Below are 20746 nucleotides of genomic sequence, written 5' to 3'. Positions count from 1 at the left end.
AATTTGGATTAACTTTTATTAATTAGCCTTATTTATTGAAGGGTAAAGCTACAAAAACATTACTAATTTTACTTATTATTCAATGCGATCCAATCATACTTCATTTGTGAAACTTTTCAAAAATTCATTTTACCTTTTTGTTTTCATTTCGATTGCTGCAACTTCTTCATCTTACTCCCAGTCGCCCCCCGTTATACTGGACATGCAGAAACGCGCTGAAGTTCAAAATACCTGGCTTAACTATCGTCTGGATAACGTAGTGCCGGAACTGATGCGTCGGGAAAACATTGATATGTGGATCATCATTGCGCGGGAGTATAATGAAGACCCCGTCATTAAAACGATGTTGCCCGCCACCTGGCAGTCGGCTCGCAGACGAACCGTACTGGTATTTTACGATAACGGTGAAACCGTAGAACGTTTGGCTGTTGCCCGTTATGATATCGGGGAGTTTTTCAAAACAGCATGGAATAAGGAGGAACAGCCCGATCAATGGGCTCGGCTTTCGGAAGTTATATCGGAACGGGATCCGGATAAAATAGCCCTCAACTATTCAAAGACCTTCGCACTGGCTGACGGTATCTCTCATACCGAATACAATGCATTCCGGGCAGCATTACCTCCCAACTTACGAAATCGTGTTGTGTCAGGTGAAAATCTGGCGATAGGCTGGCTTGAAACCAGGGTGGAACCTGAGATGCAGGTTTATCCGCTTATTTGTCAAATTGCCCATGACGTTATAGCGGAAGGATTTTCAGAAGCGGTTATTCAGCCGGGCGTAACCACCACCGATGATGTGGAGTGGTGGTACCGGGAGCGTATTCGCGAGTTAAAGTTAAGCGCCTGGTTCCATCCCAGTGTCTCCGTTCAGCGTGAAGATGAACCGGAAGCCGGCTTCCTTCAGAATTTCTCCAAGCGTCCCTCTTCTAATATAATTCGACCGGGAGACCTGCTGCATGTAGATTTCGGTATTACGTACCTGGGTCTCAATACCGACACCCAACAGCATGCCTATGTGCTAAAACGTAATGAGGACGATGCTCCCGAAGGATTGCATCAGGCGCTTGCAACCGGCAACCGGCTTCAGGACATTCTTACCAATAACTTTAGAGCCGGTCGCAGTGGCAACGAGATACTCAAGGCTGCCAGGGAACAAGCTATCGAGGAGGGTATCAGGCCAAGTATTTATACCCACCCCATCGGGTATCATGGCCATGCCGCGGGACCTACTATTGGACTTTGGGACCAGCAGGAAGGCGTCCCCGGAAAAGGAGATTACCCGCTTTATTCAAATACCGCCCATTCCATTGAACTCAATGCCACAGTTAACATTCCGGAATGGGATAAAGACATTAGAATTATGCTGGAAGAGGATGCTTTTTTTGATGGAGAAGAGGTTCATTATATTGACGGCCGCCAGACGAAACTTTGGCTTATACCCAGACAATAATAGATCATCCCGGAGCTTTGCTGTAAATAAATTTATGACTGAACTGCAGAATTTATTCCACGAGCTGGAAAAAACGCCTAATGGTGCATTCTTCAACCCCTGGTTTGAACAGGATAAAAAACATGACCGGAGTGCAGACGCTCCAAAAATTCGTAGAAGGCAGCTTCAGGCCTATCTTGCAGAAAGGTTGGATTCTGCCAAATATCTGTTTATAGCGGAGGCCCTCGGGTACCAGGGCGGACATTTCACCGGAATTGCCATGACCTCGGAGCGTATACTGCTGGGGCATCATAAGTCCGTTCACGGTATTCCCGCCGACGGGGCCTTCAAAACCATTGCGCCCGAAAGAACCAGCAAACGGGAGGTCAATGAGAAAGGAATGTCGGAGCCCACGGCGACGATCATGTGGAAAGCGCTTTATAATCTAGGTATAGATCCCTATGAAACGGTCTTGTGGAATGCCCTCTCCTGGCACCCATATGATCCCGAGGATGGCTTATTAAGTAACAGAACCCCTACTGACTCCGAACTTGAGGCCGGCTTTGCCTCGCTTCAGGCTTTTCTGGATCTATATCCTGATAGAAAAATCATTGCAGTGGGAAGAAAATGCGAACAAGTACTGGATGAATTCGGAAGCAGTTATATCCCTGTGCGGCACCCTGCCAATGGCGGCGCTCCCAAATTCCGTAGACAGCTCAAAGAGTTAATGGAACACGGGTAAAAGGGATTCGGCAGATTTAGGCTGAATAATTATTTCCATCATAATCTTCCGTGAAAATTCGCCTGACCTGTGTTTTCCGTGTTCCATCACCCGGTGCTTTGCATAGCCGCGGCGATTCCGTTAATACTGAGGAAGAGGGCATCCCTAAGCTCCTCATTGTCCTTATCCTTCCTCCACCTCTTCAACAGCTCTACCTGCATCATATTCAGTGGATAGGTAAATGGATTACGAAAGCGAATGGATTTGAGGATCACCGGGCTGTTCTCCAGGATTTCTGACTGACCGGAGATCTTTAGAATGGCATCCCTGGCTTTATTGAAATCGCCTGTAATTTGCTCCTCAAACTTATCATTCTCCGAGATATCATACACTTCTGCAGTCTGCAGGTGCGTCCGGGCCATTTCCCGCTGTGCGTTATCCAGAATGGTTTTAAAGAATATCCAATCATCATACCATTCCTGTAACTTCTCCATGGTCTGCTCCTCATTCTCTACCAACTCCTTGAGCACATTACCGATGCCGAACCACCCCGGCACATTATAACGAACCTGGGTCCATGCAAACACCCATGGGATGGCTCTCAGGTTCTCAAAATCAGCGGCATCAGCACCGCTCCTGGAAACCGGGCGTGAGGCAATGGGCAGACGGCTGATATGCTCAATAGGCGTAATGGTGGTGTACCAAGGCCAGAACTCCTCATCATCAATCAAAGTACGGTATGCGTTCATAGAGTCATTTGCCATATCATCCATAAACTTAACAAGCTGCTCTTTCTCAGCCCTACCCTTTTCCTCAGAAACGGTAACCCTAATCATGGCATTGACAATCTGCTCAAGATGCCTGCGGGTGATGGCAGAAAGTGAATACCTGAAAGAGATCACTTCCCCCTGCTCAGTAAAACGAATCCTGCCGTTATTGCTGATGGGTGGAAGTGCAAGGATAGCCTGATTGGAGCGTCCACCCCCTCGTCCAACAGTACCCCCTCGCCCATGAAACAGGCGGAAGTCAATTTCATATTCGCGGCATACCGCTCCCAATTTCTGCTGCGCTTTTTCCAGTGCCCAGTTGGCCATCCAGTAACCACCGTCTTTATTGCTGTCGGAATAGCCCAGCATGATCTCCTGAAAACTGTCTCTTGCTTCAATCTGACGAGCGTAGAGATCATTTTCAAAAATTTGCTTCATCAATTCATTACAAACTTCAAGATCTTCAATCGTCTCAAACAGGGGAACTACATTGATGCTGCTCTTCACTACACCATCGGTCAAACTCCAAAGGCCGGCTTCCTTGGCTAGAATCAACACTTCAAGCATATCGCTGACACCGTGCGTCATACTGATGATATAACTGCCAAAACTGTTGGCATCGAGCTCTAGCAGGTCACCGATAAGTCGAAACACTCCCATGATTTTAGCAGATTCCTCCGAGATATTGGAGCGTATGGGGCACAAAGGTCTTGGATTGGAAAGCTCTTTAGTCAACAACTGAACCTTCTCCTCTTCCGGGAGATCTGCATAATTTTCGCTTACCTCGGCAAGATCCAGCAGTTCAGCAATTGTCTCTTCGTGCAAACGGCTGTGCTGTCGAATATCCAGAGCCGCCATATGAAAGCCGAAGGTTTTGGCGCGAATGATGAGATCATTCACCTTGCCTTCGTGGGCTACCTTCTCAAGTCCATTTTCTTCCAGGCTGACCTTAATCAGTTCAAGATCTTTCTGAAAATCCTCAGCAGTATAATCACCCGATTTCTGAATCACCCGGTTATTGTCACCCTCTTCAATAGCCTCAAGCTGCATCCGCAGTTTCTGCATTATATGGCTTATCTTCCTCCGGTAAGGTTCCTGGCTATAAAGCCGGTTATACCGCACGGAAAGCGGAACAATTCGTTCATCCTTTTGAATCGATTCTTCCAACTCTTCAGAGATCTCAAACTGGTTTTGAGAGATACTTAGGTACCGGCGTAACTCATCCAGTTCGTCCAGGTACAGCCCGAGTATACTTTGGCGCTGTTCCATGATCGTATTCCAGGTAACCTCCTCGGTAACGTTTGGATTACCGTCGCGGTCACTTCCGATCCATGACCTGTAGCGTAATACGATAGGCAACTCCGGAGATTTCCCGTAATAGGTTTCAAATGCGTGCCTTAGGTCTTCATATAAAACCGGTATTGTTTCCCATATCGAATTCATGAAATAGAACATCCCGTTCTCCACCTCATCTTCAACAGTAACCTTCTCGGTTCTAACCTCATCGGTGGCCAACAATAGATTGATCTCATTCAATATTTCCACCACCATGTTATCGCGCTCTTCCGGAGTAAAAGATTCATCCTCCAGTTGACTGATCATGGAAGTGATGTGCTGTTGTTTTACCAAAACGCTGTGCCTGCGTGCTTCGGTTGGATGGGCTGTGATAGTCGGTTGAATATCGAGTTTCCCAATTATCTCCAAGGCTTCCTCGTAATCATAGCCTGCTTCTTTTAGGCCAAATATCGCTTCGGCAATGCTTTCAGAGCGCGGGTTCTCAGGACTCGTATCAAAGGCACGCTGGCGGTTTATACGGGTGATTTCATGCTGTTCCAGTGAGTTTACCAGATGAAAAAAGGCGGTATTATATTTTAGAAACTTAATAATTTCGGCTGTATCATATTCCCGAATTTTCTTCTGCAGTTCCTGAAAGCTGCTCTCTGACTCTTCATCGAATGCATCAGCAGCCAATTCAGGAAGTGAAGCCATTTCACGGAACAGATCTTCATTTTCTTTTTCCGTAATTACATTTTCAAGAAACTGTGAAAGGGATTTTATTTTACTTCCAAGATTTTCACTGATACCGCTCTTGTTTTCAAAATAAGCTATTACTTCTTCCTTCATTTGGTCGTACTTTAGTAATTAAATTATGCTATCTAATCGTGAACCGATAATCATGCATGTTTCATTGAGGAGGTAACCAATGGAAATGCCTGCTTGAATTAAACCATTAAAGATTTAAAACAAAAATGCCCCAAGTCATTCATTTCCAAAACCTTATAATCTACCCGATGCCATGAAAAAACGTTGTGACTGGTGCGAGAATACCTTTGACGAATATGTAGAATATCATGACAAGGAGTGGGGAGTAACTGTTCATGATGATAAGATTCAATTTGAATTTTTAATTCTCGAGGGTGCACAAGCCGGATTAAGCTGGAGCACCATCCTCAAAAGAAGAGAAGGCTACCGTGAAGCCTTTGCCAATTTTGATGTCGAGAAGGTTGCCCGTTTTGACGAAGCAAAGATACAAGAGCTGCTGAACAATCCAGCCATTATAAGAAATAAATTGAAAGTGCGGTCTGCGGTGACGAATGCCCAAAATTTTATAGAATTGAAAGACCGGTACGGTAGCTTTGATGACTACATCTGGTCATTTGTAGATGGAGAACCCGTGGTCAATCATTGGACAAGTATGTCAGACGTACCTGCAACCACAGAGATTTCCGATAAATTGGCGAAAGATCTAAAAAAGAGAGGGTTTAAATTTGTGGGAAGCACCATCATGTATGCACACATGCAGGCTGTGGGCATGGTCAATGACCATCTGGTCTCTTGTTTCAGACATAAAGAGATAATTAACATGCACTAAATGCATTCTAATGCCGTTTAATAACATATATGATTAAATAAATGATATTATCTTAATACAACTAGCATTAAAGTATAATTTTTCTATATTCCTCGTAAGAGTTAGATCGTACACTATCATCTAAGCGAAAAAATCCTTTTAGCTATGCGCTCCATGTTTACATTAGAAGAAGTTGGTACAATGTTGAATATGACTGTGGATCAGGTAGAAAAAGAAATTGACGGAGGTCATTTGGGGTATACTTTTGAAGAAGGTGAGAAAAAGGTTACGCTCTATGATCTTGAAAAATATATGGGTGCTGATCAGACCCGGAAAATTACCCGTGAATTTCTCCAGAGTCAGGAATAATTAACCGACATTATACCGTGCCGTAGCATATCACGTACCCACTACGTAATTTGTGTGCAATCAATAAATTTTTATGTGTAAAACCGATGGCAAGTCATGTCATTATTCTGCTCATCTCTATTTCCGGCCTGCTAACGTCATGCACTACTTCAGGGCAAACCGGTGAAATTGAAATCGCCCAAAAACGATGGAAGGCTGCCAATATTGAAACGTACAGTGCGGATATCGAACGTATCTGTTTTTGCCCTCCACCCTCCAAGTATACCATCGTCGTTGACTCTGACTCATTGACCAAAGTAATCAATAGTGAAACCGGTGAGGAGATTGCAGAGGATTACGGTTATTCTACCGTTGATGAACTATTCCAATGGCTCTTGGAGGCTGCTTCTCGCAACCCCCAAAAATTGGAGCTCGAGTTTGATGATAAGCTTGGTTATCCCACCCTCATCGATTACAATCAATCGGATGGCATCGCTGACGAAGAAATGCTTATTCGAATATTAGATTTACGACAAAGATAATCAGGAGATTATCTGATCAGGTGAAATTGGAAAAATAAATTTTTTCTATTCCGCACTTTCAAAACCACTGTCAACAAGCTGCTGGTAACCGCCCACATTGTAGACCTTATCAAAACCATTGTTCTTCATGATTTCTGCGGCCTGCCCACTGCGGTTGCCCGTTCGGCAATACAAATAGTAGGTTTCATCTTTGGAAAGGGAATCGAGTTGGGCTTCAAAATCCCCATTCAGCAGGTTGTAGTTATAGTCCACAAGTGCCAGGTGTCCCTCTTGATATTCTTCTGCCGTTCGAACATCGATGATGACACCCCGGGTTTCCTGAATTTTCTCTTTAAAAGTTTCGGGATTAATCCTGGTTTGCGATTCGGAGTTGCCGGAACAGGCAGATAGAATAATCACACCTGCAAGCATTGTTAGTATCGTAGTCCATTTCACAGTTCTCATAGTTTTGTTCCTCATAATTTAGTTACCAGATTGTTTATTGAAACCTGCATTCAGCAGCTTTTGTAAACCGCCTATGTTATAAACATGTTCAAAGCCATTTTGCTCCATCATCCTGGCAGCCCGACCGCTTCGGCTACCGGTACGACAATAAAGATAATAGGTTTTACTTTTATCGAGTTGTTCAATTTGCTCAGAGAACTCGCTATCGGTAATATCATAATTGTGATCAGTGATATCCAGCCGCTCCCCTTTGTGCTCACTCTTTGTGCGAACATCAATTACAACTCCCGAATCCTGCTTCCATTTCTCTTTGAATGTTTCGGGATCGAGTGTCTCCCCGGAATTTTTCAGTTTTGCCCCATAATACAAAACCATTACTGCGGCAATTACTATGAGTATTATTGTGTAGAAATCCATTACTTAAATTCAATTAAAGGTTCATAAAAATGATATATGCTGCCATGACCACGAGAAAACTTGCAAAACTTTTTTTCAACTTCTCTTGTGGAATATAAACACCTACCCTGTTGCCGATAAGACTTCCAACCGCACCAATCAAAGAAAAAATGATGATCAACGACCAGTTGAGCGTCAGATCAAAAGACTTAAGTACATCGAGGTGTTTGTAGAATCCGCTGAAACTATTAAGGCTGATAATGGCCAAACTGGTACCCACCGAAAGTGAAATAGGAAGGCCGGCCAGTAGTACCAAAGCGGGGACAATCATGAAGCCACCGCCCACGCCTATAAATCCCGTAAGTGAGCCTACACCAAAACCCTGCAGGCCCAGCTGCCACTTCACCAGGTTATACTGTGAAACCGGTTTAGGCTCCCTTGCCTTCTGTCTAAACATCATAATTGCGGCGATCAGCATGATGAATGCAAAAACAATCAGCTGAAATTCTCCGGAAACATAAGCCGCCATGACCGAACCGAAATAAGTGCCCGCAATACCAGGTACGCCAAAATAAAATATACTCGGCCAGTGTACCTGCTTCTTGATTGCATAGGGAATAAAGCCTGAAAGACTGATTGCCCCGACAATTCCCAGTGACTCAGCTATAGCCACTTTTTCAGGTTCACCCACCAGGTATACCAGAACCGGAACCGTAAGAATCGACCCGCCTGAACCCAGTATTCCCAGGGTCAGTCCTACTGCAAGTGCACCGATCCAGGCCCATATCATGAGGCGCTTCTCCTGTTGTATAAATTATTTGAAATGCTAATGGAGTACCTTCTCAACTTCATCATTGATGTATTTGACCTTGAAACCGTCCCTCACCAACAGGGCTGATGCCACAGAGGCTCGAATTCCTGTTCGGCAGTGAACCAGTAACGTTTTGTCTTTGGGGAGCTCATCTTCACGATCAAGCAGGCGGGTATGAGCAATATTCAGGGCTCCTTCCAGATGACCTTTCTCAAACTCAGAAGCTTTACGCACATCGACGATGAAGTTCTCCTCATCTTTCTTTAGATGAGCCGTGTCTTCAAAATCAATAATATCAATGCTACTTAATTTACCTCCGTTATCGGCATAATGTACCAAGTCATCCGGGGTTGCATAGCCTTCTACATTATCAAGTCCGATGCGTATCAAATCTCTGACCGCTTCTTCAACTCTGCTTTCATCGATGATTAAGAAAATATTCTCGTTTTCACGGATATATGATCCCGCAGTGGTATTAAACTGCTTTTCCATAGGAGCAAGCAGTGCACCCGCTAAATGGCCACCCATAAATGCCAGTCGTTCGCGGGTATCCAATATAACGTTACTCTTAGTTGAAGCCGCGTTACGAATAGCATCTATACTCATGCGTTCAGGTTGGGGCAATTTTTTTAGTACTTTTGGCCCTTCCCTGTTATCACGTTTCATCCGCGCAAAGTATAGCGGTGGTTCCGGCTGTCCTTCCAAAATATAGTTTACGAAATGCTGCTCGCTGTCGGCTGCTTTTATGGAGTTATTAAATCGCAACTCATAGCCTACCGATGATTCAGGAACTGCTCCCAATGCCTTTCCGCAGGCACTACCGGCTCCATGTCCCGGCCAGACCTGTAAATATTCGGGCATGGATTTAAACTCTTCTACTGATTTGTACAGGGTTTTGGCAGAACTCTCCATTGAACCGACCTGACCCGCGGCAGACTCCAGCAAATCAGGGCGGCCCACATCACCGACAAAAATGAAATCTCCGGACAGCATACCCATCGGTTCGTCGGCAGCTGCGCCATCCGTTACCAGAAAACTGATATGCTCCGGGGTATGTCCGGGGGTGTGTTTTACCCTAAAGCGGATATTTCCGATTGGAAACTCGTCGCCATCGTAAAGAAAGCCGTAGTCATAACCACTTCCCTTAAGCCACTCATATTTCCAGTCCTCATCTCCTTCATCGGAAGCGTATACTTTTATCCCATGTTCGGCAAATTCACGCAATCCGGAAAGAAAGTCGGCGTGAATATGAGTTTCCGTGGCTGCGACAATGCGCAAGTTTTGACTTTGGGCAAGTTTCACATACTGGTCGATATCCCGCATAGGATCTATAATAATGGCTTCGCCTGTTGCCTGACATCCTATGAGATAGGCATACTGAGCCAGCTTTTCATCGAATATTTGCTTAAAATACATAGTTAATTATATGGTCTTTACGCAGGCAGGAGTTCCTGCTTTTTTTCAGAAATAAGCAGGATTAGATAGCTAAAAGTTCGCGTCTTTTCAATCCTTATTCTGTAAAAATTACCTGCCTTACCCGGATTACATCCGGATCTTATAAAGCCCCCTTGCAGGTTGGTTTAATGGGTTGCTAAACCTGCGCTTTGGTTTCCTGCTGAGGGCTATCACCTGTAGCTATTCCCAGTTTCTTAAGAATTTCTTCTGCCAGGCACCATTGGGTAAAAGATGACTGAAAGAGATTCAATCCTACAAATAATGTAAATAAAAACCAGTAGGGGCTTACAAAATAGCCCAGAATTAAGCTAATGGTTACGAATGTTCCGGCTATGGCGCGAATTACCCGCTCCATCGGACGCATTGGTGCACAACTTTTGTTGGAATTTGTCATAGTAATAAATGTTTATTGATTATAGTTTGATTAAACAGCTTCCTTAACATCTAGAAGGTACGCATGGACCGGGTTCTGCTGGTCATCGCCTTTATCCGTGTTATATTTTTTTACCTCATCCAGAACTTTTTTTACCGAATCGGCCTGGTGAAAGGTGAAAAATAGTTTTGAGTATACGCCGTGCGCATCATGGGCAAACCAGTTTGATATATCCGGCTGGTACTCTTCGGTCTTGAAGCCGTGAATCTCAGTTTCGCTATACACCGGCACTTTTTGCTTCGCCAGTATCATCCGCACGTCGTTTGCGTATTCTTCGATGCTCAAAATGATTAGTAGTTTCATAGGTCTTAGGTTTTGATGAAGCGGCAACTCACTATCTGCCGCCACAGTATTATTGATTATTGCTCCTCACTGCTGGTGATCTCTTGCACCTTATTCTCGGCCATGAAGTAGATCAAGGGAACCATGATTAGTGTTAAGGCAGTTGAAGCCACTGCACCACCCATCAACGAAATGGCCAATCCCTGAAAGATCGGATCAAAGAGAATCACGACCGCACCGATAACTACGGTACCTGCAGTCAATAGAATCGGCATACTTCGAACTGCTCCCGCTTCAATAACAGCCTGCTTGAGCGACTCCCCGTCATCCAATCGGATATTTATAAAGTCGATTAGCAATACCGAATTTCGCACCATAATACCTGCCAGTGCAATCATTCCGATCATGGATGTAGCCGTAAAGAAAGCACCTAATATCCAGTGGCCCAGTATGATCCCAACCAGAGAGAGCGGTATGGCAATCATCATAATGATGGGAACTTTGAAGTCCTGGAACCAGCCGATGATCAGCATATAGATAATGACCAGAACCACAGCAAATGCGATGCCCAGATCCCGGAACACTTCATAGGTTATTTGCCACTCACCGTCCCACTTCAATGTATAATCTTCCTGCATGAAGGGCTGGCCGGCAAAAATCTGATCGAGACTGTAACCCTGAGGCATGTCGATAGCATCGATTTTTTCTCCGGCATCCAAAATTGCATAGACCGGACTTTCAATCGCACCCGCGACTTCAGCAGTAACGTACATAACTCGACGCTGGTTTTTCCGGTGAATACTGGGCTCAAGGGTTTCTTCCTCTATTGAAACTAGGTCAGAAACCGGAATCATACTTCCTGAAGCTGACTGCATGTAAAGTTGCCCCAGCTGTTGGATGTCCGATCGCTCTTTCTCGGGCAATTTCAACACAATAGGTATCTCGTTGATATCGGTTTCGCTGTAAAGCCGTGAAACCGGTTTGCCACGCAGTGCCATGGTGACCGTCTGAACCACCTGCTCGGATGTAATTCCGGAGAGCATGGCTTTTTCGTTATTGACATCCAGCCTGTATTTGGTTTGTGGAGCTTCACGCATCCAATCTACATCTACCACTCCATCCATGTCAGTGAAAATACCTTTCACCTCACGCGCCACACGTTCACGCTGATCGGCATCCGGTCCGTATATCTCTGCAACCAGGGTTGACATAACAGGCGGGCCCGGTGGCACCTCTACGACTTTAATGTTGGCATTGTAACGTTCACCTACTTCGTGAACAATTGGTCTAATCCTCTTGGCAATATCATGACTCTGGTCACTACGCTTGCCTTTATCCACCAGGTTCAATTGAATGTCAGCAATATTGGCACCTTTTCTGAGGTCATAGTGCCTTACCAAACCGTTGAAATTAATGGGAGCGTTTGTACCCGAATATATCTGGTAATCGAGCAGTTCAGGCAAATCCTTGATACTGATTCCAACCTCTCTTGCAACTGCATTGGTACGCTCCAGTGTGGTTCCCTCCGGCATATCGATGATAAGCTGAACTTCATTCTTGTTATCGAAAGGAAGCATTTTCACCTCCACAAGACGGAATACAAAGAGCAGCGTGGATGCTATAAGCATTAAAGTCACTCCGCCGATAAAGAGCCAACGGTAGGTAACATTTTCAAGCAGCGGTTCCATAGTTTTGGAATACCACTTATAAATACGGGTATCCTCTAACTTATAGGCCTTCTCTTTGCCACTTTCATCTTTTTCAGGTTTCACATGTGGAAGCAGCTTGTAGGCAAGCCAGGGTGTAATCACCAGTGCAACAATCAAAGAGAATATCATTGCAAGGGAAGCGCCGATCGGCATTGGACTCATATAAGGACCCATGAGTCCGGACACAAAGGCCATTGGCAGGACCGCCGAAATTACCGTAAATGTTGCCAGTATAGTCGGGTTCCCGACCTCGTTGATAGAGGCGATGGCAGCCTGTTTAAAGGGAAGTTTCCGCATTTTAAAGTGGCGATGCATGTTTTCTGCAACAATAATCGAGTCATCTACCACGATACCCGTAACAAATACCAGCGCGAAGAGGGTTATGCGGTTCAGTGTATACCCGAACATATAGTACAGAAAGAGGGTAAGGGCAAAAGTCACCGGTACAGAAAGGAATACTACCAGTCCGCCTCTCCATCCCATTGCCAGGGCTACCACAACCGTAACAGCCAGAATTGCTGCCAGTAAGTGTTCCAGCAGAGAAAGCACTTTTGATGCCGCCGTTTCCCCGTAATTCCTGGTAGTCGTAATATTGATATCCGATGGAATAAGACTTCCATCGAGCTGATCCACTTTATCTTCAACTTTTTCAGCAATAAACATAGCATCGGCACCCGAACGCTTGGCAACCGAAATGGTGACAGCCGGATATGATTCCCCGGGATTCAACCCCTCTTGTTCTCCCTTAGCGTTCCCTACACCATAAGAGACATATTCGGCAGGCTCTTCGGGTCCGTCACTTACATCTGCTATACTTCCAAGATAGATGGGATCGCCGTCCTTGACATCAATAACCAGGTTTCTTACTTCCTCTGCATTTCTGAAGTAATCGCCGGTATCTACCAGGTATTCCGTATCATTTTTATCGAAGGACCCGGATGTCATCTCTTTATTGGCAGCCTGTATTTGTCCGGCAACCCTAAGGGGGTCAATACCGTAAGAGGCCATCTTGTTTTTATCGAGGGTAACGCTAACCTGCCGGGTTCTGCCACCGTGCAGTTCTGTCTGGGCAACGTCGTCAATCTTCTTTATTTCAAGAGCCAACTCATCGGCAACTCGCCGCAATTCGTAATCACTATAGGATTCACTCCATAGCGTCAATGTCATGATTGGTACGTCATCAATGGAGCGGGTTTTAACCAGAGGTGCTGTTGCGCCTTCCGGGAACCGGTCCATATTTTTCATAATCTCATTATAGAGCCGTACCAGACTTCTTTCCACATCCTCACCCACATAGAAGCGTGCCGAAACCATCGCCTGATCCGGCATGGAAGTGGAATAGACGTACTCTACGCCTTCAATATTCGAGAGCACTTTTTCCAGTGGAACACTAATTCTTCCCTCTACCTCTTCGGGCGATGCGCCGGGATAGCCAATGAAAATATCTGCCATCGGCACGTCAATCTGAGGTTCCTCTTCCCTTGGGGTCAGATAAGTTCCGTAAAAGCCCAGTGCCAAGAATACCAGCATCAACAGCGGGGTCAGCTTGGAGTCAATAAAGGCCTGTGCTACTTTTCCTGCAATTCCAGTTTTCATAATTCTTTTCTATAAATTTTCTGTTACTGAACGTTAACTTTCTGACCTTCGCGAATGGCGCCTTCGTAGGAGGCCACGAATGACTCTCCGGGAGCCAATCCCGAAAGAATCTCAACCGTGCCGTTATTCTTATCTCCAAGGCGTACCCATCGCAACACCGCTTCTGAATTACTGTTCAACGTATAAATACCCGTAAGCTGCCCGCGTTCAACAATCGCCGTCTCAGGGACCGTTATTTTCTGATCTCCACTCGAGAGCAGACCTACCTCCGCAAACATTCCTGACTTCAATCCTTGCATCTGAGAGAGATCCGGGATACTGATCTCAACGCTAAATTGCCGGCTGGCAGGGTTACCTGAGGGGTTAATACTCGCTACAACACCCTGAATATTCATCTTGCCAACAGCTCTAACATCAAACGTAACCGTGTCTTTTGGATTAAACAGTGATATCTGCGTTTCGGGTACCGTTACGACTACTTTCATAACAGTTTCCTTTTCAATTGAAAGCAAGGGTTGCCCGGGTCCTGCCAGATCACCTTCTGAGGCCATCTTCGAAACAACATATCCGTTGAATGGTGCCTGCAGGTCTGTGTAATCAATCATATCGCGAATTTCTGCAAGTTTAGCCTCCAGGGATTGCACCTTGGCTTTGGACATCTCGTACTGCGTAGTAATATCATCGAGTTCTTTTTGGGTAGCACTCTCCTTTTCAAACAGCGCTTTCATTCGCTCGTAATTCTTCTCTGTGTTAGCCAGTGAAGCTCTTGCTTCACTCAAACCGGCTTCCACCTGGGTCTTCTGCGCCTGCAGGTTATCGTCTTTAATGCGGACCAGCGTTTCTCCCTTACTTACATAGTCACCTTCCTCAACACTCAGCTGCACAATTTTGCCACTGACTTTGGTACTCAGGCGAACCGTATTGTCACTCTTTACTTTTCCTGAAAAACGGTAAGAGGCCGGTACGGTTTGAAGAGCTGCCTGCTGCAAATTTACTGATATGGCTTCTGAAGAGGATACTTCTGCTTCTTCAGAAGGGCCGCAGGAAACTGCTGTCACCGTTAGAGCCAACAAGACAAGCAAAGGAGTTGCTTTTAGTGATTTATAAACTGATTTAACTTTCTTCATGATGTTTTGGATATACATTTAGGTTGCTGTAATACTTTTAGATAGACACTTATAGGTTCAGGGAGTCATTTCCCGCTCGAGCAGCAGCTCTAGAGTTGCCAGACTGCTGTGATATTGATACAAGGCATCCAACCGTTGCAGGCGAGACTGAGATAGCTTGGCCTCGGCGGCAAGCAGATCTGTTGTTTTCTCCATTCCCTGCTCATACCGGTCATTTCTGATGCGGTAATCTTCAGCAGCTTGTTCGACCGATGACTCTGCAAATTCCAACTGAACCTGCGCCTGACTGATGGATCGTTTGGCCTTTTCGATATCCAGCCTGTTTTTAAAGCTTCTGCTCTCGTAGGCTATTTTAGCTTTATTCAACTGCGCCTTGCTTTCCATCACCTTACCGACATTGTTGAACCCACTAAAGAGGTTCCATTTAAGGGTGGCACCAATCATATAGCTCTCACCTTCGGTACCCAGTAGCACTTCGTCATTAAATTCATAATTCCCAAAAAGATTGATAGATGGCACGAAACTGAATTTCGAAGATCTAAGCATCTGCTCAGCAGCACTCACCTGATATTTCAATGCCCTGATTTCCGAGTTCATACCGGGCTCTACATTTTGCAGATGATCTTCCGAGAAACGGGGAGTCTGCATACTGTCGGAAGGAATAATTTTGACATCTTCCTCCATACCCAGCAGGAAATTCAGATTATCCTGAACAGTAATCAGCTGATCCTGTACCCGTGACTTACGGCTCTCCAGCTCAAGCATCCTAACTTTGGCAGCCAGGTAGTCAGCTTTACTTATCATCTGCTGTTCGAAAAAATTGCCTGCCTGCCTCTCGTTTTCACGTGCAGCTGCAAGTGACTTATCGATAGCCTCCAGTTGCTCCCTCATCAGGATCAACCTGTAATAGGTGTCTTTAACCTGAAAACGTGCGTATTCAAGTGTGCCTTTAAACTGCTCTTCCGCGGCGTTAAGTTGATTTTTTACCGCACCCCTCTTGAACAACATGTCAGCGTTCAGAAGCGGCTGGCGTACTTCAAACTTTGTTGAAAAGTTTGTAAATGCATCAGGATCATTTAACCGGGCCGGATCAAAATCTGCCGCCGTAACAGCCTCCTGTTTCAGACGAAATCCAAAGACGTTGAGAGGATCATTGGTTCTGACCCCGGTCTCCTCTATGGACAACTGCGGGAGAAAAGCCGCGTTGGTCTGGCGATACTGTGATCGGGCAATATCCATATCTGCCTCGGCCATCCTGACCTGGAAGTTGGCTTCTTCGGTTATAGCCAATACCTGCGACAGGCTCATCTTTCTTACTTCATCTTTTGCACCGTTGTTCGTCTGGGCATGCAAAGGATGAAATGAAATTACGGAGCCGAACATCATTATAATGGCTACCCGAAATAGGTTAGGTATAGTCAGTTTCATAGTAACTCGTTTTATCTATCTTAATGTGATTGGTGCCAAAAAGAAGGCACCGGAATTCATTTGCTGCGGCAGAGCCCTAGAGCATATCAATTACTTCTCTAAGATTTTCCCGTACTTCTTCCGCTATAGGCTTCAGGTCACTATTTGACACAGCTTGCATGGAGGCCACAGGATCTACGGCTGAAACTTCCACCCTTCCATCATCGTGTTCTTCTACGATCACGTTACAGGGCAGCATCACTCCGATTTTATCTTCGGCCGTCAGTGCTTTATGTGCAAAAGCCGGGTTACAGGCACCCAGTATCCGGTAGTTCTTAAAATCTACATCCAGTTTTTTCTTGAGCGTAGCCCTCACATCTATTTCCGTAAGGACTCCAAATCCCTTTTCCTTGAGATTTTCAGTAACTGCCCCAATAGCTTCGTCAAAATCCAGATCCGTAATTTTTGAATAGAAATAATCCATGTCTCTAGCTTTTCGTTTTATTTTCAATTGACATGAATATAGGAATGAATTAATCAGTTGTCAATACAAGTAAATACAAATAAGCAATATATGACATAGATATGCTCTATAATGCCCCATAAAGAGCGTTTAAGGCTTTTATATTGTTCCAATTACTATTTTACTTGTAATAACAGGTATTTCATTTAATACTTTTTTTATGTAGATTGGAAATCGTTACAAAGAATCTAATTCAATACCATGGACTTAAAAGAAGGAATACCCCTGCATAAGCAGATCAGCGATTGGCTGAAGCAGGAGATTAATAGCGGCAGCCTGGAAGTGAATGAGAAGCTGCCTTCTGAAAACGATCTGAGTGAAAAGTTTGATGTCAGCCGTGTAACAGTCAGGCGCGCCCTGCAAACCCTGGAAAACGACCAGCTTATTTATAGATGTCAGGGACTGGGTTCTTTTGTATCCGACCAAAGAACACACCAGTCTTTCTCATTTCTAAACGACTTTACAGAAGAGCTTGCGGGTTCTGGCCTTGAACCTAGCTCAAAACTCATCTCCTTTGGGCATGAAAATATCAAGGACCGAAAGGATATTCTCTCCTATCTGGATATTCGAAAAAAGGAAATTGCTGTAAAGATTGAGCGCGTACGACTGGGCAGCGGTGACCCAATTGCTTATGACGTAACCTGGATGCCGGTATTTTACGGCCAGCTGATGGAAGGCTTTGACCTGGAAAAAAACACCTTATTCTCTATCCTGGAGAATGAATACGACATACCTATAGAAAAGGGTTGTTATCGCATTGAGTCGACCATAGCCAGGAATGATCTCGCAGAATATCTGCAAATAGAAGAAAACACTCCCTTGTTACAGATCAACAGGATAACTTATACCATTGGAGACAAACCGGTATATTTCCAGAAACGTTATTACCGGAATGATAAAATGGTATTTGAGATCATGGCTAACCGGCCTGAAAATCGAAACAAGGAAGGAGAACCCCAATCCATCAGTCAGTTTACCGCACACGTCAATAAATCCTGACTCATTTATACGGGCTCTCCACCTCAGTTTTTTACAGTTTAGATTAATGATTTACTACCTGCCATTATTCCCCTCCTCCTGCATTGCCGGACGCTGCAGATAAGGGAGCCCTTCTTTAATCCAATCAGGAGCTTCTTCGCCCTTCAGGTAATGATCGTGCCACTGAAAAGCACGAGTAGCATAGTCAATCTGGTTTTCTTCTCTGGCCAGTCCATGGTTTTCACCCTCATATACCAGCATCACAAAAGGTTTCTCCATGCGGCGCATGGTGGTGTATAGCTCCACGCCCTGGTTAAAATCTACCGCGCCGTCATCCGTACCGAATTCCACCAGAAGCGGAGTCTCGGTATTTTTGATATTAAAGATGGGAGAATTATCAATAAACTTATCCCAGTCCATCCACCAGGGATCGGGAAATCTTCCCTGACTGGTTTCAAATATATTGGCATCGGTAATACCGGCATTCCAGTAAATGGAATTGTACATACTAACCATATTGGTCAGCGGTGCTCCCGCCACAGCCGAATTAAATAGATCGGTCTGGGTGATGATGAAGGATGTTTGATAGGCACCCCATGAGTGACCGGTGAGTCCCAGTTTCTCTCTGTCAACCATTCCGCTTTCCAGTACCTTTTCGACAGCCGGAACAACAGAAGCTACGGCTGACATGCCCGGATCCCTAAGTTCATAGGTGATGTCAGGTTGAAACACGAAGTAACCCTCTGAGGAAAACCTTCTGAAGTTATACGGACTGCGTCGTGTGGGGACGGTATATGAGTGCATATCCTGTGAACGACGCTCGTATATATAGGTAATCATGGGATACTGCTTATCCGGGTCATAATTTGCCGGATAGAGCAATCGACCCTGTAGTTTTTGGCCTCGTTCATTTCGAAAAGTAACAAGCTCATCGTTTGCCCAGTAATACTCTTCCTGTTGTGGATTCGTATTCGTCAGTGCAATAGGATTGTTAAAGCTTTGCTCTACATAAAAGAAATCCGGTGAATCCGTTGCGCTTTCTGCCCGATATACAAATTTGCCGGCGTCATCAGCTTTGTTCAAATAACGGATCTGCCTGTCTTCATACAAGAGGGTTTGAAGCCGATCCCTTCTATCGAGCCGGGCATAACCGCGTTTCTTGGTGAAATCCCCATATATATAGAAATAGAGGGGGGCATTTTCATCAACGAAATCATTCTCGTAATCCAGACGTACCTGCCGGTATCGTATACTGTCGGTTGCACCATTGGTCAATTTTGTAATTGAATTACCGTCGGGTGTAGCTCGATATACATCATATTCGTCATAGAGCAGTACCCAGGCATCATCCTCAGCCCATTGACCGCTACCAAAGGGACGCTGCTGCTCCCTGCCGTTCACCAGGTGATAATTTTCAAATCGTGTCTCCAGTTCTGATGTGAGGTTTACCTCTTCGCGTTCATCAATATCATAGGCTCTCCATTCATTATCCCAGAAATAAAGCAGATAGTCACCGCCTGGTGAGGTATTCACAAACTCCCGCCGTTCGAGTATTTTTTCTTTTTCACCCGATTCCACATCGATCAGGTAAATATCCCGCCACTCCTCCTCAAAAGTTGGCTCATATGGTTTTTCAACGTAACCCACGGCATGCTTTTGATCTCCTGTCAACTGAACCTGCTCAATAAGAGAATCACCTAGCTGAACAAAGGTGTTTGCATCCAGATGCCAGGCAGATAAATGATTATCTTGTTTGAGCTGATTACTCAGCACTTCCTGGCGCGGTTGAATCTGGTCATCTCGCCAGTGCCAGATCTCCACATTAGTTGAATCCAGACCTTCATATAGATCTTTTTCCTCTTCATTTTGGGTGGAGTCGCTTTTCACTTTTCCCTCTTCATCCTGCTCTTTTTCAGGTTTCTCCTTTTGCTCCCATTCCTTTATTCCCAGAAATACCGTTTCCCGGTCATCCGACCATTGGAGATCACGAAAATCGACAACCCGGTAGTCATTGGGAAACGCGTCGTATTGCGACTGGCTAAATACTCTTGGCTGCATAGTGCCCGGAAGGTTCCTGTAGGCATAAATAGTATGGGTCTCATCTTCGTAGTTTTCATCAGTAACCGACTTCAGAAATGCGAGAGCATTTTCTTCCTCACTCCAGGTCAGGTCCTTAAAATCAGCCGTGTCGCTCTGTAAAACCGTTACACTTCTGTTCCGGAGATTAAGAAGCTGTACCCCGTTACCTAATTTTTCCGATGCATCAATGGTCACGGCAAGCAGTGTCCCCTGTTCATTAAACGCATGCTCGGAAACATTACCTATCAGCTGGTTCTGACGACTACTGAGATCATGAACCAGCAGGTCATTGCCACCGCTCTTCTGTTCTTCAGGTTTGTACTTGGTCATGACTAGGTGGTTACCCGTTTCAGCAAACTCGTAACTTTGAATGTTTTCAAATGTATCCACTTCCGCAGACCGGAGATCCATCAACCCCAGCTTGTACTTTACCTTCTTTTTCTGGTCTTCCAGTTTCTCTCTTTCATCGTCAGAAACACCTATTTGAAAAGCTGCCCAACGGTTATTCTCAGAAAAGTTCGGATTAAAACCGTGCATGAATTGGTATTCACCGGTTGAGTCAGAACCAACTTTCTTGAACATCAACCAACCGTCTCCATCCACCAGCGAAATATTATAGGCAAACCAGTTACCGTCATCGGAAAAACTGGTACCTGTTATACGCTGCCACTGCCCGTAGTCTTCGGGTTCCAGCTTTTTCTTATCCTGTGCATAAAGCGACACTGTTAAACCAAAAAAGACTATTGTAACAAGCGTAAATAGGCGGTTAATCTTAAACATCCTGAAATATATTAGATTAGAAATTGCAAGATATAACAGTACAAAATATGAACCAGGAATGGAAACAG

General features: G+C 45.0%; 18 protein-coding genes. 6 read left to right on the top strand and 12 right to left on the bottom strand.

Annotated elements, in window-relative coordinates; translation table 11 throughout:
• Positions 1 to 202 precede the first annotated feature (202 nt).
• Positions 203 to 1450 carry a M24 family metallopeptidase gene (locus G3570_RS04130; protein ID WP_249066649.1) on the top strand — a complete coding sequence of 416 codons (1248 nt, stop codon included), beginning with the start codon at positions 203 to 205 and terminating at the stop codon, positions 1448 to 1450.
• Between the two features lie 34 nt (positions 1451 to 1484).
• Entirely contained in the window at positions 1485 to 2171 is a 687-nt protein-coding gene (locus G3570_RS04125) for a uracil-DNA glycosylase (RefSeq protein ID WP_165139433.1), read from the top strand.
• Between the two features lie 86 nt (positions 2172 to 2257).
• On the opposite strand, the gene ppc is transcribed toward G3570_RS04125, so the two are convergent.
• Entirely contained in the window at positions 2258 to 5041 is a 2784-nt protein-coding gene (ppc, locus tag G3570_RS04120) for a phosphoenolpyruvate carboxylase (RefSeq protein ID WP_165139431.1), read from the bottom strand.
• A gap of 172 nt (positions 5042 to 5213) precedes the next feature.
• Here ppc and G3570_RS04115 point away from each other — a divergent pair, with 172 nt between their 5' ends.
• The 3 genes from G3570_RS04115 (at position 5214) to G3570_RS04105 (ending at position 6658) form a co-directional block, all read left to right on the top strand.
• Positions 5214 to 5789, top strand: coding sequence for a DNA-3-methyladenine glycosylase I (locus tag G3570_RS04115; protein WP_165139429.1), 576 nt, complete (start codon positions 5214 to 5216; stop codon positions 5787 to 5789).
• Positions 5790 to 5942: 153 nt separating this feature from the next.
• Positions 5943 to 6137: a hypothetical protein gene (locus G3570_RS04110; RefSeq protein WP_165139427.1), complete on the top strand. Its 195-nt coding sequence runs from the start codon at positions 5943 to 5945 to the stop codon at positions 6135 to 6137.
• 86 nt (positions 6138 to 6223) lie between these two features.
• Positions 6224 to 6658, top strand: a complete 435-nt coding sequence (locus tag G3570_RS04105) for a DUF6174 domain-containing protein (protein ID WP_165139425.1) — start codon at positions 6224 to 6226, stop codon at positions 6656 to 6658.
• A 45-nt stretch (positions 6659 to 6703) separates the two neighbouring features.
• Here the strand turns inward: G3570_RS04105 and G3570_RS04100 are convergent, their stop codons facing one another.
• The 10 genes from G3570_RS04100 to G3570_RS04055 form a co-directional block, all read right to left on the bottom strand.
• The gene (locus G3570_RS04100; RefSeq protein ID WP_249066646.1) at positions 6704 to 7102 is read right to left on the bottom strand and encodes a rhodanese-like domain-containing protein; all 399 of its coding nucleotides are present in this window, start codon (positions 7100 to 7102) and stop codon (positions 6704 to 6706) included.
• Between the two features lie 18 nt (positions 7103 to 7120).
• Positions 7121 to 7519, bottom strand: coding sequence for a rhodanese-like domain-containing protein (locus tag G3570_RS04095; RefSeq protein WP_249066645.1), 399 nt, complete (start codon positions 7517 to 7519; stop codon positions 7121 to 7123).
• A gap of 13 nt (positions 7520 to 7532) precedes the next feature.
• Positions 7533 to 8288 carry a sulfite exporter TauE/SafE family protein gene (locus tag G3570_RS04090; protein WP_165139421.1) on the bottom strand — a complete coding sequence of 252 codons (756 nt, stop codon included), beginning with the start codon at positions 8286 to 8288 and terminating at the stop codon, positions 7533 to 7535.
• A gap of 36 nt (positions 8289 to 8324) precedes the next feature.
• The gene (locus tag G3570_RS04085) at positions 8325 to 9725 is read right to left on the bottom strand and encodes an MBL fold metallo-hydrolase (protein ID WP_165139419.1); all 1401 of its coding nucleotides are present in this window, start codon (positions 9723 to 9725) and stop codon (positions 8325 to 8327) included.
• Between the two features lie 175 nt (positions 9726 to 9900).
• Positions 9901 to 10158, bottom strand: coding sequence for a YgaP family membrane protein (locus tag G3570_RS04080; protein ID WP_249066643.1), 258 nt, complete (start codon positions 10156 to 10158; stop codon positions 9901 to 9903).
• 30 nt (positions 10159 to 10188) lie between these two features.
• Positions 10189 to 10500, bottom strand: a complete 312-nt coding sequence (locus tag G3570_RS04075; RefSeq protein ID WP_165139417.1) for a hypothetical protein — start codon at positions 10498 to 10500, stop codon at positions 10189 to 10191.
• Between the two features lie 56 nt (positions 10501 to 10556).
• On the bottom strand, positions 10557 to 13784 hold the full coding sequence (locus G3570_RS04070) for an efflux RND transporter permease subunit (protein WP_165139415.1): 3228 nt from the start codon (positions 13782 to 13784) through the stop codon (positions 10557 to 10559).
• Between the two features lie 23 nt (positions 13785 to 13807).
• A complete protein-coding gene (locus G3570_RS04065; RefSeq protein WP_165139413.1) occupies positions 13808 to 14911 on the bottom strand; it encodes an efflux RND transporter periplasmic adaptor subunit in 1104 nt (367 codons plus the stop codon).
• A gap of 57 nt (positions 14912 to 14968) precedes the next feature.
• Positions 14969 to 16339, bottom strand: coding sequence for a TolC family protein (locus tag G3570_RS04060; protein ID WP_165139411.1), 1371 nt, complete (start codon positions 16337 to 16339; stop codon positions 14969 to 14971).
• Between the two features lie 76 nt (positions 16340 to 16415).
• Complete coding sequence (locus G3570_RS04055; protein WP_165139409.1) at positions 16416 to 16802, bottom strand: DUF302 domain-containing protein; 387 nt, start codon at positions 16800 to 16802, stop codon at positions 16416 to 16418.
• 240 nt (positions 16803 to 17042) lie between these two features.
• On the opposite strand from G3570_RS04055, the gene G3570_RS04050 reads away from it, so the two are divergent.
• Positions 17043 to 17840: a GntR family transcriptional regulator gene (locus tag G3570_RS04050; protein ID WP_165139407.1), complete on the top strand. Its 798-nt coding sequence runs from the start codon at positions 17043 to 17045 to the stop codon at positions 17838 to 17840.
• Between the two features lie 54 nt (positions 17841 to 17894).
• Here the strand turns inward: G3570_RS04050 and G3570_RS04045 are convergent, their stop codons facing one another.
• Positions 17895 to 20678 (bottom strand): alpha/beta hydrolase family protein, encoded by a 2784-nt coding sequence (locus G3570_RS04045; protein ID WP_165139405.1) that lies wholly within the window; start codon positions 20676 to 20678, stop codon positions 17895 to 17897.
• Positions 20679 to 20746: the final 68 nt, after the last annotated feature.

The sequence above is a fragment of the Halalkalibaculum roseum genome, from assembly GCF_011059145.1.
Classification (GTDB): Bacteria; Bacteroidota; Rhodothermia; order Balneolales; family Balneolaceae; genus Halalkalibaculum; species Halalkalibaculum roseum.
The sequence above is the reverse complement of the archived record's forward strand: the minus strand, read 5'-3'. Positions and strand labels throughout refer to the sequence as shown.